This window comes from Pseudomonas sp. SDO5591_S426, assembly GCF_054070755.1.
Genome location: NZ_JBSVXD010000170.1, coordinates 1 through 12,310 on the forward strand (window position 1 = coordinate 1; position 12,310 = coordinate 12,310).

11 protein-coding genes are annotated in these 12,310 nt (G+C 60.2%); 9 read left to right on the plus strand and 2 right to left on the minus strand.

The genetic code is table 11. From position 1 onward, the window contains the following. Positions 1–165: 165 nt before the first annotated feature. The 9 genes from argS (at position 166) to ACW9JC_RS24245 (ending at position 10,722) form a co-directional block, all read left to right on the plus strand. The gene (argS, locus tag ACW9JC_RS24205; protein ID WP_416127355.1) at positions 166–1,902 is read left to right on the plus strand and encodes an arginine--tRNA ligase; all 1,737 of its coding nucleotides are present in this window, start codon (positions 166–168) and stop codon (positions 1,900–1,902) included. A 1-nt stretch (position 1,903) separates the two neighbouring features. Beyond that, complete coding sequence (locus ACW9JC_RS24210) at positions 1,904–2,614, plus strand: SPOR domain-containing protein (RefSeq protein ID WP_338584299.1); 711 nt, start codon at positions 1,904–1,906, stop codon at positions 2,612–2,614. Between the two features lie 253 nt (positions 2,615–2,867). Then, the gene (gene hslV, locus ACW9JC_RS24215; RefSeq protein ID WP_077045027.1) at positions 2,868–3,407 is read left to right on the plus strand and encodes an ATP-dependent protease subunit HslV; all 540 of its coding nucleotides are present in this window, start codon (positions 2,868–2,870) and stop codon (positions 3,405–3,407) included. A 52-nt stretch (positions 3,408–3,459) separates the two neighbouring features. Beyond that, entirely contained in the window at positions 3,460–4,797 is a 1,338-nt protein-coding gene (gene hslU, locus ACW9JC_RS24220; protein WP_457458095.1) for an HslU--HslV peptidase ATPase subunit, read from the plus strand. Between the two features lie 119 nt (positions 4,798–4,916). Further along, entirely contained in the window at positions 4,917–5,288 is a 372-nt protein-coding gene (locus tag ACW9JC_RS24225; RefSeq protein WP_224539478.1) for a gamma-butyrobetaine hydroxylase-like domain-containing protein, read from the plus strand. 256 nt (positions 5,289–5,544) lie between these two features. Beyond that, the gene (phaC, locus tag ACW9JC_RS24230; protein ID WP_457458097.1) at positions 5,545–7,227 is read left to right on the plus strand and encodes a class II poly(R)-hydroxyalkanoic acid synthase; all 1,683 of its coding nucleotides are present in this window, start codon (positions 5,545–5,547) and stop codon (positions 7,225–7,227) included. 146 nt (positions 7,228–7,373) lie between these two features. Continuing rightward, the gene (gene phaZ, locus ACW9JC_RS24235) at positions 7,374–8,228 is read left to right on the plus strand and encodes a poly(3-hydroxyalkanoate) depolymerase (RefSeq protein WP_338584296.1); all 855 of its coding nucleotides are present in this window, start codon (positions 7,374–7,376) and stop codon (positions 8,226–8,228) included. A gap of 130 nt (positions 8,229–8,358) precedes the next feature. Next, entirely contained in the window at positions 8,359–10,041 is a 1,683-nt protein-coding gene (gene phaC / locus ACW9JC_RS24240) for a class II poly(R)-hydroxyalkanoic acid synthase (protein WP_457458099.1), read from the plus strand. A gap of 60 nt (positions 10,042–10,101) precedes the next feature. Next, positions 10,102–10,722 carry a TetR/AcrR family transcriptional regulator gene (locus ACW9JC_RS24245; protein WP_457458101.1) on the plus strand — a complete coding sequence of 207 codons (621 nt, stop codon included), beginning with the start codon at positions 10,102–10,104 and terminating at the stop codon, positions 10,720–10,722. A gap of 109 nt (positions 10,723–10,831) precedes the next feature. Here ACW9JC_RS24245 and ACW9JC_RS24250 read toward each other — a convergent pair whose 3' ends face one another. Continuing rightward, positions 10,832–11,704, minus strand: coding sequence for a phasin family protein (locus ACW9JC_RS24250; RefSeq protein ID WP_457458103.1), 873 nt, complete (start codon positions 11,702–11,704; stop codon positions 10,832–10,834). Between the two features lie 10 nt (positions 11,705–11,714). After that, complete coding sequence (locus tag ACW9JC_RS24255; RefSeq protein ID WP_338584292.1) at positions 11,715–12,137, minus strand: phasin family protein; 423 nt, start codon at positions 12,135–12,137, stop codon at positions 11,715–11,717. Positions 12,138–12,310: the final 173 nt, after the last annotated feature.

A 12,310-nucleotide genomic window follows, 5' to 3' on the forward strand; every position in this document is an offset into this window, starting at 1 on the left:
GGGCGCCATCGCGGGCAAGCCTTGCTCCTACAAATGAAGGCATTTGTCACCACACATCCACAACCTGCCTGCTAAGGTTGGCAAGCCCGCCTCGGCAACGGATAATGCCCAGTTTTTCCACCAGCGCATGATGCGCCGCCGCGCCAGCGGTCGAAAGAGAAGACCATGAAAGACACCATTCGCCAGCTGATCCAACAAGCCATCACCCAACTCGTCAACGAAGGTGTGTTGCCTGAAGGCCTGTCGCCGGCGATCCAGGTGGAAAATTCCCGCGACAAGAAGAACGGCGACTTCGCCAGCAACATCGCGATGATGCTGGCCAAGCCTGCCGGCATGAAGCCACGCGATCTGGCGGAAAAAATCATCGCCGCGCTGCCGGCTGACGAAAACGTTTCCAAGGCCGAAATCGCCGGTCCTGGCTTTTTGAACTTCTTCCAGAACACCGATGCCCTGGCTTCGCGCCTGGATGCCGCGCTGGCCGATGCCAACATCGGCGTGCGCAAGGCCGGCCCGGTGCAGCGCACCGTGGTCGACCTGTCGGCCCCGAACCTGGCCAAGGAAATGCACGTCGGCCACTTGCGTTCGACCATCATCGGCGACGGCGTGGCCCGCGTTCTGGAATTCCTCGGCGACACCGTGATCCGTCAGAACCACGTCGGCGACTGGGGCACCCAGTTCGGCATGCTGATGGCGTACCTGCAGGAAAACCCGATCACCAGCGACGAGCTGTCGGACCTGGAAAACTTCTACCGCGCCGCCAAGCAACGCTTCGACGAATCCGAAGAGTTCGCCGACCGCGCCCGTGGCCTGGTGGTCAAGTTGCAGGCCGGCGATGCCGACTGCCTGGCGCTGTGGACCAAGTTCAAGGACATCTCGCTGTCGCACTGCCAGAAGATCTACGAACTGCTCAACGTCAAACTGACCATGGCCGACGTGATGGGCGAAAGCGCCTACAACGACGACCTGATCAACGTGGTCAACGACTTGAAAGCCGCAGGCATGCTGGTCGAGAGCAATGGCGCCCAGTGCGTGTTCCTCGACGAGTTCAAGAATGCCGATGGCGATCCGCTGCCGGTGATCATCGTCAAGGCCGACGGCGGTTACCTCTATGCCACCACCGACCTCGCGGCCGTGCGCTACCGCAGCGGCACGCTGAAGGCTGATCGCGCGCTGTATTTCGTCGACCAGCGTCAGGCCCTGCACTTCCAGCAAGTGTTCGCCGTGGCGCGCAAGGCCGGCTTTGTGACGCACCCGATGGAAATGGAACACATGGGCTTCGGCACCATGAACGGCGCCGACGGCCGTCCGTTCAAGACCCGCGATGGCGGCACCGTGAAGCTGATCGACCTGCTGACCGAAGCCCAGGAACGCGCCTACACCCTGGTGAAGGACAAGAACCCGGAACTGGCCGAAGCCGACCTGCGCAACATCGCCAAGGTCGTGGGCATTGGCGCGGTGAAGTACGCCGACCTGTCCAAGCACCGCACCAGCGACTACAGCTTCAACTTCGACCTGATGCTGAACTTCGAAGGCAACACCGCGCCGTACCTGCTGTACGCCTACACCCGCGTGGCCGGTGTGTTCCGCAAGCTCGGCAAGGACTTCAGCGAAGTCGAAGGCCAGATCGTGCTCGAAGCACCGCATGAACACGAGCTGGCAGCGAAACTCGCGCAGTTCGGCGAAGTGCTGAACAATGTGTCCGAGAAAGGCACGCCGCACATCCTCTGCACTTACCTGTACGACGTTGCAGGCCTGTTCTCCAGCTTCTACGAGAACTGCCCGATCCTCGCCGCCGACACCCCGGAACAAATGCAGAGCCGCCTGCGCCTCGCCGCGCTGACCGGACGCACTCTCAAGCAAGGCCTGGAACTCTTGGGTCTGGAAACTCTGGAGCGTATGTAAGTTGGCTGCCAAGAAAAAACCTGCACCCAAGCGTGGCGCCAGCCGTTACCAAGCTCCAGCGAAGCAACCGATCCCGGGTTGGCTGTGGATGGCCATCGGCCTGACGGTCGGTGCATTCATCGTGTTCCTGATGAAACTGGAGCCGGGCAAGGGCAGCGACACAGTCAAACGCGAGAAGGTCGAGCAGCAACAGAAAGCCACCAAGATCGCCGAGGCCAACAAGACCCCGCCGAGCCCGACACAACCGGTGAAGCCGAAGTACGACTTCTACACCCTGTTGCCGGAATCGGAAGTCATCGTGCCGCCGGATGCCGTGCCGGAAAAAACCCTGCCGACGCCACAGGTGCCGGCGATTCCGACCACGCCGGTAACGCCTGCGGAAGCAGCGAAGATCGATACCGCCCGCGCCCAGGCAGCCCTGGCCGGAATCACTCCGCCACCACCGCCGCCGGTCACCAAAGCGGCGCCGGTGACCAAGTTCTTCCTGCAGGCCGGTTCGTTCCGCAAGGAGACTGACGCGGACAAGGTTCGGGCGCAGATCATCCTGCTCGGCCAGGCTGTGGCGGTGGAATCGGGCACGGTGAAGGATGAGACGTGGTATCGGGTTCTGGTTGGGCCGTTCAGCAACCGCGAGCAACTGACTACCGCACAGAAACAACTGGCCGGCGCCGGCTTCAGCAACCTGCTGTTACAACAACGCCAGAGCCGCTGATCAACTGCTAAAACAGCTCCCATAGGGAACACAACCCCCTGTAGGAGCTGCCGCAGGCTGCGATCTTTTCGAGGTTTGCACGGCCCTCAGCTTTACCACCAAAAGAGCAAGATCAAAAGATCGCAGCCTTCGGCAGCTCCTACGCGCCTCGCACCACTCGTCCCCTCTCCCGTCCTACAGTTGAAATCCACTCCACCACCCCCATATGAATGGGCATAAGGCACTTTCGCCCCGCTGCGTGGAGACTCTTCCCTTGACCACCATCGTTTCAGTTCGTCGCCACGGCAAAGTCGTCATGGGCGGCGACGGCCAGGTTTCTCTCGGCAATACCGTGATGAAAGGCAACGCCAAGAAAGTCCGTCGCCTGTACCACGGCGAAGTCCTCGCCGGTTTTGCCGGTGCCACGGCTGACGCCTTTACCCTTTTCGAACGTTTCGAAGGCCAGCTGGAAAAACACCAGGGCCATCTGGTTCGCGCCGCCGTTGAACTCGCCAAAGAATGGCGCACCGACCGCTCCCTGAGCCGCCTCGAAGCCATGCTGGCAGTTGCCAACAAAGACGCCTCGCTGATCATCACCGGCAACGGCGACGTGGTAGAGCCTGAGAACGGCCTGATCGCCATGGGCTCCGGTGGCGCCTACGCCCAGGCTGCCGCCAGCGCGCTGCTGAAAAAAACCGACCTGTCGGCCCGGGAAATCGTCGAGACCGCTCTCGGCATCGCCGGCGACATCTGCGTATTCACCAACCACACCCAGACCATTGAGGAGCAGGACTGCGCCAAAGGCGACGAGTAAGTCTGTTTCGGCCGCACGCCACGACTCACTTGTTTAAGGTCCGTCAAATATTATGTCCATGACTCCCCGTGAAATCGTCCACGAACTCAATCGCCATATCATCGGCCAGGACGATGCCAAGCGCGCCGTCGCCATTGCCCTGCGCAATCGCTGGCGCCGGATGCAGCTGCCTGAAGAGCTGCGCGTTGAAGTAACCCCGAAGAACATCCTGATGATCGGCCCGACCGGTGTCGGTAAAACCGAGATCGCCCGTCGCCTGGCCAAACTGGCCAACGCGCCGTTCATCAAGGTCGAAGCGACCAAGTTCACCGAAGTCGGCTACGTCGGCCGCGACGTCGAATCGATCATTCGTGACCTCGCCGATGCCGCGATCAAGTTGCTGCGCGAACAGGAAATCACCAAGGTTCGCCACCGAGCCGAAGACGCTGCCGAAGAGCGCATCCTTGACGCACTGCTTCCTCCGGCCCGCATGGGCTTCAGCAACGACGACGCCCCGAGCTCCGATTCCAACACCCGTCAGCTGTTCCGCAAGCGCCTGCGTGAAGGTCAACTGGACGACAAGGAAATCGAGATCGAAGTGGCCGAAATGGCCGGTGTCGATATCTCGGCGCCGCCGGGCATGGAAGAAATGACCAACCAGTTGCAGAGCCTGTTCGCCAACATGGGCAAGGGCAAACGCAAGAGCCGCAAGCTCAAGGTCAAGGAAGCGCTGAAACTGGTGCGCGACGAAGAGGCCGGCCGTCTGGTCAACGATGAGGAGTTGAAGGCCAAGGCACTGGAAGCGGTCGAGCAGCACGGTATCGTGTTCATCGACGAAATCGACAAGGTCGCCAAGCGCGGCAATTCCGGTGGCGTCGACGTGTCCCGCGAAGGCGTGCAGCGCGACTTGCTGCCGCTGATCGAAGGCTGCACCGTCAATACCAAACTGGGCATGGTCAAGACCGACCACATCCTGTTCATCGCCTCCGGTGCTTTCCACCTGAGCAAGCCGAGCGATCTGGTGCCGGAACTGCAAGGTCGTCTGCCGATTCGTGTCGAGCTCAAGGCGCTGTCGCCGCAGGACTTCGAACGCATTCTCAGCGAGCCGCACGCTTCGCTCACCGAGCAATACTGCGCACTGTTGAAAACCGAAGGCCTGGGTATCGAATTCCAGCCAAGCGGCATCAAGCGCATCGCCGAGATCGCCTGGCAGGTCAACGAGAAAACCGAGAACATCGGTGCCCGTCGCTTGCACACCCTGCTTGAGCGCTTGCTTGAAGAGGTGTCGTTCAGCGCCGGCGACCTGGCCAGCACCCATGACGGCAAGGTCATCCAGATCGACGCCGACTACGTCAACAGCCACCTCGGTGAATTGGCGGAGAACGAAGACCTGTCCCGTTATATCCTGTAGGTCATGTGACCTCCTGTAGGAGCACAGCTTGCTGGCGATGGCGTACTTGACATCGCCATCGCCGGCAAACCGTGCTCCTACAGGGGGCTGACCACACGCCTACAGACGGACATCCGGTCATGATCCCCACCGACATCAAGCTGCACAAAGCCTCGAAAACCCTGACGCTCAAATACGCGTCCGGCGAGGAATACACCCTGCCCGCCGAATTCCTGCGCGTGCACTCTCCTTCCGCCGAGGTCCAGGGCCACGGCAAACCCATCCTGCAATTTGGCAAGATCAACGTAGGCCTGAGCAAGCTGGAACCGGCCGGTCACTACGCACTGAAACTGACCTTCGACGACGGCCACGACAGCGGCCTGTTTACTTGGGAATACCTCTACGAACTGGGGCGACGTCATGACGCACTCTGGGAGGATTATCTTGCCGAGCTCAAAGCCGCCGGAAAGACCCGCGACCCGAACGAATCCGTCGTCAAGCTGATGCTCTAGCCTGAGCTTCTTGCTCTTTAGAGGGCATTTTCTAATTCCATCTGTTTGAATGCTCGGCTTCTGGGTCGACGATTGGCCTGCTTGCGAAAAAAATTAAAGTCGGGTAACCAATGGAGCTGGCAAGTTCCCTGCAGTGCTCTCTGAACAAAAAGCATCGATGCAGAATTAACGGTCACCCGAGCAGTAGTACCTGGCATTTGCTGTGTGACTACACAGCAAGACCGGGTACTCGTCTCAGGACAATGGAGCGTCGTAGATGAGTAAACAGAATAACGATGACTTGAAGTATCAGGCCTCGGAAAACACCCTGGGTCTGAATCCTGTCGTTGGGCTGCGTGGAAAGGATCTACTGGCTTCTGCTCGCATGGTACTCAGGCAGGCCATCAGGCAACCGGTGCACAGTGCGAAGCATGTTGCGCATTTCGGCCTTGAACTCAAGAACGTGCTGTTCGGCAAATCCGAGCTGCAACCGACCAGCGATGACCGTCGCTTCGCGGATCCGGCCTGGAGCCAGAACCCGCTCTACAAACGTTATCTGCAAACTTATCTGGCGTGGCGCAAGGAACTCCACGAATGGATCGACGACAGTAACCTTGGGCCCAAGGATGTCGCCCGCGGGCACTTCGTGATCAACCTGATGACCGAAGCCTTCGCCCCGACCAACACGGCGGCCAACCCGGCGGCAGTCAAACGCTTTTTCGAAACCGGCGGCAAAAGCCTGCTCGACGGTCTCTCGCATCTCGCCAAGGACATGGTGCACAACGGCGGCATGCCGAGCCAGGTCAACATGGGCGCGTTCGAGGTCGGCAAGAGCCTGGGCGTGACCGAAGGCGCGGTGGTGTTCCGCAACGATGTGCTGGAACTGATCCAGTACAAACCGATCACCGAGCAGGTCCACGAGCGTCCGCTGCTGGTGGTGCCGCCGCAGATCAACAAGTTCTACGTCTTCGACCTGAGCCCGGACAAGAGCCTGGCGCGGTTCTGCCTGCGCAACAATGTGCAGACCTTCATCGTCAGCTGGCGCAACCCGACCAAGGAACAGCGCGAGTGGGGCCTGTCGACCTACATCGAGGCGCTCAAGGAAGCGGTCGACGTAGTCACCGCCATCACCGGCAGCAAAGACCTGAACATGCTCGGCGCCTGCTCCGGCGGCATCACCTGCACCGCGCTGCTGGGCCACTACGCCGCGATCGGCGAGAACAAGGTCAATGCCCTCACCCTGCTGGTGAGCGTGCTGGACACCACCCTGGACAGCGACGTAGCCCTGTTCGTCGACGAGCAGACCCTTGAGACCGCCAAGCGTCATTCGTACCAGGCCGGCGTGCTGGAAGGCCGCGATATGGCGAAAGTCTTCGCCTGGATGCGCCCCAACGACCTGATCTGGAACTACTGGGTCAACAACTACCTGCTGGGCAACGAGCCGCCGGTGTTCGACATCCTGTTCTGGAACAACGACACCACACGACTGCCGGCAGCGTTCCACGGCGATCTGATCGAGATGTTCAAAAACAATCCACTGATCCGCTCGAATGCACTGGAAGTGTGCGGCACGCCGATTGACCTCAAGCAGGTGACTGCCGACATCTTTTCCCTGGCCGGCACCAACGACCACATCACCCCGTGGAAGTCCTGCTACAAGTCGGCGCAACTGTTCGGTGGCAACGTTGAATTCGTGCTGTCCAGCAGCGGGCATATCCAGAGCATCCTGAACCCGCCGGGCAACCCGAAATCCCGTTACATGACCAGCACTGAAAAAATGGCGACCAGTGCCGAGGAGTGGCAAGAGAACTCCACCAAGCACACCGATTCCTGGTGGCTGCACTGGCAGGCCTGGCAGGCACAGCGTTCCGGCGAGCTGAAAAAGGCCCCGGCGAAACTGGGCAACAAGGCATATCCGGCGGGCGAAGCAGCGCCGGGCACGTATGTACATGAGCGGTAACTGACACACCTCGCGCCCTTGTAGGAGCCGAACTTGCTCGCGATGGCGGCAGGTCAGTCGACATCAATGTTGGCTGTACCACCGCCATCGCGAGCAAGCTCGGCTCCTACAAGGATCGGGGATGAATTCATAAACAGGGCTTGAGCATGCCGCAACCGTTCATATTCCGCACCGTCGACCTGGATGGCCAGACCCTCCGCACGGCGGTGCGCCCCGGCAAGCCTCACTTGACGCCCTTGCTGATTTTCAACGGCATCGGCGCCAACCTTGAGTTGGTGTTTCCGTTTGTCGCGGCGCTGGACCCGGATCTGGAAGTCATCGCCTTCGACGTGCCCGGTGTCGGCGGTTCGTCGACGCCGAATCGTCCGTATCGTTTTCCAGGCCTGGCGAAACTCACGGCACGCATGCTCGACTACCTCGATTACGGGCAGGTCAATGTGATCGGCGTGTCCTGGGGCGGCGCGCTTGCCCAGCAGTTCGCTTATGACTATCCGGAACGCTGCAAGAAGCTTGTCCTGGCAGCCACGGCGGCGGGTGCGGTGATGGTGCCGGGCAAGCCGAAAGTGCTGTGGATGATGGCCAGTCCCAGACGCTACATCCAGCCGTCACACGTGATCCGCATTGCGCCGATGATCTATGGCGGTTCGTTCCGTCGCGACCCGACGCTGGCCGCCAGCCACGCGGCCAAGGTGCGTTCGGCGGGCAAGCTCGGTTACTACTGGCAACTGTTCGCCGGCCTCGGCTGGACCAGCATTCACTGGCTGCACAAGATCAACCAGCCAACCCTGGTGCTGGCCGGCGATGACGATCCGCTGATCCCGCTGGTCAACATGCGCCTGCTGGCCTGGCGGATTCCCAACGCCCAGTTGCACATCATCGATGACGGGCACCTGTTCCTGATCACCCGCGCCGAAGCGGTGGCGCCGATCATCATGAAATTCCTCGAAGAAGAACGGCAGCGTGCGGTGATGCATCCGCATCCGGCACCACAGGGCGGCTGACCGGCCCGGTTTTTGTATAGGTAAAAAGGGGTGGGCAGGATGCCGCGCCGCGCAACAACCCGTTACAGCGTCTATGGTGTTCTGGTTCGGTGAGTTTGTTTTTGGCCTGAAGACGAAGGAGTGTTGAGTCATGCGCGATAAACCAGCGAGGGAGTCACTACCCACTCCCGCCGCGTTCATCAACGCACAAAGTGCGATTACCGGCCTGCGCGGCCGGGATCTGATTTCGACTTTGCGCAGCGTTGCCGCCCATGGCCTGCGCAACCCCGTGCACACCGCTAAACACGCCTTGAAACTGGGCGGCCAATTGGGTCGCGTGCTGCTGGGTGACACCCTGCACCCGACCAATCCGCAAGACAGTCGTTTCGCCGACCCGGCGTGGGCCCTCAACCCGTTTTATCGTCGTAGCCTGCAGGCCTACCTGAGCTGGCAGAAGCAGATCAAAAGCTGGATCGACGACAGCAACATGAGCCCGGACGATCGCGCTCGCGCGCACTTTGCGTTCGCCTTGCTCAACGATGCCGTGTCGCCGTCCAACAGTTTGCTCAATCCGCTGGCGATCAAGGAAATCTTCAACTCCGGCGGCAACAGCCTGGTGCGCGGGATCAGCCATCTGGTGGACGACCTGCTGCACAACGATGGCCTGCCCCGGCAAGTCACCAAACAGGCATTCGAGGTCGGCAAGACCGTCGCCACCACCACCGGTGCGGTGGTGTTTCGCAACGAACTGCTGGAGCTGATCCAGTACAAGCCGATGAGCGAGAGGCAGTATTCCAAACCGCTGCTGGTGGTGCCGCCACAGATCAACAAGTACTACATTTTCGACCTGAGCCCGCACAACAGCTTCGTTCAGTTCGCGCTCAAGAATGGCCTGCAAACCTTCATGATCAGCTGGCGCAACCCGGATGTGCGCCACCGCGAATGGGGCCTGTCGACCTACGTCGAAGCGGTGGAAGAAGCCTTGAACGTCTGCCGGGCGATCACCGGCGCGCGCGAGGTCAACCTGATGGGCGCCTGCGCCGGCGGCCTGACCATCGCCGCGCTGCAGGGTCACCTGCAAGCCAAGCGACAACTGCGCCGCGTCTCCAGCGCGACCTACCTCGTGAGCCTGCTCGACAGCCAACTGGATTCGCCGGCTACCCTCTTCGCCGACGAACAGACCCTGGAAGCCGCCAAGCGTCGCTCCTATCAGAAGGGCGTGCTGGACGGCCGCGACATGGCCAAGGTCTTCGCCTGGATGCGCCCCAACGATTTGATCTGGAGCTACTTTGTCAACAACTACCTGCTGGGCAAGGAGCCGCCCGCGTTCGACATCCTTTACTGGAACAACGACAACACGCGTCTGCCGGCCGCCCTGCATGGCGACCTGCTGGACTTCTTCAAGCACAACCCGCTGAGCCATCCGGGCGGCCTCGAAGTGTGTGGCACACCCATCGACTTACAGAAGGTCACCGTCGACAGCTTCAGCGTCGCCGGCATCAACGATCACATCACGCCATGGGATGCGGTGTATCGCTCGACGCTGCTGCTGGGTGGCGAGCGGCGCTTCGTGCTGTCCAACAGCGGGCACGTGCAGAGCATTCTCAATCCGCCGAGCAACCCGAAAGCCAACTACGTGGAAGGTGCAAAACTGAGTAGCGACCCACGCGCCTGGTATTACGACGCCAAACAGGTCGACGGCAGTTGGTGGACGCAATGGCTGAGCTGGATTCAGGAACGCTCGGGCGCGCAGAAGGAAACCCTGATGACCCTCGGCAACCAGAACTATCCACCGATGGAGGCAGCGCCCGGTACTTACGTGCGTGTGCGCTGACGCTCAAACGACCCACGGCCGCTGCCGGCCGTGGCATGACTCGATCACTAAGAAGACTGGATGAAAACCCGCGACCGCATCCTCGAATGTGCCCTGCAGTTGTTCAATCAGAAGGGCGAACCGAATGTCTCCACCATGGAAGTTGCCAACGAAATGGGGATCAGCCCGGGCAACCTCTACTACCACTTCCACGGCAAGGAACCGCTGATACTCGGGCTGTTCGAACGCTTTCAGGCTGAGCTGGCCCCGTTGCTCGATCCACCGGCCGACGTCGAACTGGCACCTGAAGATTACTGGCTGTTCCTGCACCTGATCGTTGAACGCCTGGCCCACTACCGGTTTCTGTTCCAGGACCTGTCGAACCTGGCCGGACGCTTGCCGAAACTGGCCAAGGGCATCCGCAACCTGCTCAATGCCCTCAAGCGCACGCTGGCCTCGTTGTTGGCGAGATTGCAGGCGCAGGGGTTATTGGTCAGCGATACGCAAGCGCTGGGGCAACTGGTGGAGCAGATCACCATGACGCTGCTGTTCTCGCTGGACTATCAGCGGATTCTCGACCGTGAGGGTGAGGTGCGCCTGGTGGTGTACCAGATCATGATGCTGGTGGCGCCGCATCTGCTGCTGCCGATCAAGGCTGCGACCGAGCAGATGGCGATGCAGTATCTGGAAGATCACGAGTAACCCCTGTAGGAGCCGAGCTTGCTCGGCTCCTACAGGGAACGCATTAAACCGTGCACAAACAAAAACGCCCGACCTTGGCAGGCCGGGCGTTTTCTTGAGCCCTGAAAAATCAGGACTGACTGGTTGGCGTCGATGGAGCCGGCGCGACAGTCGGGGTGACAGCAGGGGTCGGCGCGGTCGCGGAGTTCGATGCGCTCACCGGTGCTGCTGCCGGGGCTGCCGGCTTTGCAGCTGCCACTGCTGGCTTCGCGGCGGCTTTTGGAGCGGCCGGTTTTTTCACCGCTGGCTTCTTCGCAGCAGCAGGTTTTGCCGCTGGCTTGGCGGCAGGTTTTGCTGCGGCGGTTTTTGCAGCAGGTTTGGCAGCTGGCTTAGCTGCCGGTTTGGCGGCGGCTTTAGCTGCAACCGGTTTAGCTGCTGCCTTGGCTGCAGCAGGTTTCGCTGCGGCAGTTTTGGCGGCTGGTTTAGCAGCAGGTTTGGCTGCCGCTTTTACCAGTGGTTTAGCCGCAGTTTTTGCGGCCGGTTTGGCAGCCGGTTTAGCCGCTGCGGTTTTCGCCGCAACAGGCGCAACCTTGGCACCGGTCAGTTTTTCGATTTGCTTGGTCAGGGTATCGACCTTGCTGTGCAATGCTTTTACTTCATTGCGGCTCGGTACGCCCAGACGCGAAATGGCGCTGTTCAGACGCTTGTCGAAAGCACCTTCGAGCTCATCCCACTTGCCCATTGCGCGATCTTTCACGCCGCTGATGCGCGACTTGGCCGAAGAAGCGGAGTCCTTGGCGGCGTCGACTTTCTTGCCAACGGCGCTCTTGGTGAGCTTCTCGGCTTTCTCGCCGTCCTTGACCAATGCATCGAAGAGTTTGCTGCCGTCAGTGTCGATCTTCGAGTACACGCCTAAACCAGCCAGCCAGATTTTCCGGGAGTAGTCTTCGACCTTCCCGATCCACGAGCTGCCTTCTTTCTCGGTGTTCTTTTTAACAGCCATCCCGTTCTCCTTAAGATTTACGCGCGACACGTTCGAGCAATGCCGTCAGCTCATCGAGCTTAGCAGAGAGTGTCTCAACGTCATGTTTAGACGGAATGCCGATACGATTCAAGGCACTTGCGACACGCGTGTCGAACGCCTTCTCGACCTTGTCGAGTTGAAGCTCGACCTTGCCCTTGAAAGTGCTCACTTCGTTCTTGGCTTCGTCGATCTCGGCATTCGCCGCTTCGAGTTTCTCAGCGACTACTTTTTTGCCTTTCTTTTCAACAGTTTGACCAGCTTTTACCAACTCTTGAAAGTACTCGCTGCCCTCTTGCCCGACCTTGGCGTAGGCGCCCAGGCCTGCCAGCCAGACTTTGCGGGCATAGGATTTGACGTCGCCCAGAGCACTGGTCGATGCGTCGATTTTTTTCTTCAGAATCACTTTGGCCATGGTCCACCTCACGCGCAGAAGGTTTGAGGAACTGCCCGCGAAAGTGTCGGGCACTGGCACAAAGTAGGGAGAAAAATTAGAAACGGCACCCTAACAAATGACATAAACGGGTGGTGCCTGGAAGAGATCGCAGCCTCGTTTCACTCGACAGCTCCTACAGAAGCAGCGGCGTA

Bases quoted from the DNA above. Each gene is read 5' to 3' on its own strand.
- ACW9JC_RS24255 (WP_338584292.1), bottom strand. From the start codon at position 12,137: ATGGCCAAAGTGATTCTGAAGAAAAAAATCGACGCATCGACCAGTGCT.
- ACW9JC_RS24245 (WP_457458101.1), top strand. From the start codon at position 10,102: ATGAAAACCCGCGACCGCATCCTCGAATGTGCCCTGCAGTTGTTCAAT.
- phaZ (WP_338584296.1), top strand. From the start codon at position 7,374: ATGCCGCAACCGTTCATATTCCGCACCGTCGACCTGGATGGCCAGACC.
- phaC (WP_457458099.1), top strand. From the start codon at position 8,359: ATGCGCGATAAACCAGCGAGGGAGTCACTACCCACTCCCGCCGCGTTC.
- phaC (WP_457458097.1), top strand. From the start codon at position 5,545: ATGAGTAAACAGAATAACGATGACTTGAAGTATCAGGCCTCGGAAAAC.
- hslU (WP_457458095.1), top strand. From the start codon at position 3,460: ATGTCCATGACTCCCCGTGAAATCGTCCACGAACTCAATCGCCATATC.
- argS (WP_416127355.1), top strand. From the start codon at position 166: ATGAAAGACACCATTCGCCAGCTGATCCAACAAGCCATCACCCAACTC.
- ACW9JC_RS24225 (WP_224539478.1), top strand. From the start codon at position 4,917: ATGATCCCCACCGACATCAAGCTGCACAAAGCCTCGAAAACCCTGACG.
- ACW9JC_RS24250 (WP_457458103.1), bottom strand. From the start codon at position 11,704: ATGGCTGTTAAAAAGAACACCGAGAAAGAAGGCAGCTCGTGGATCGGG.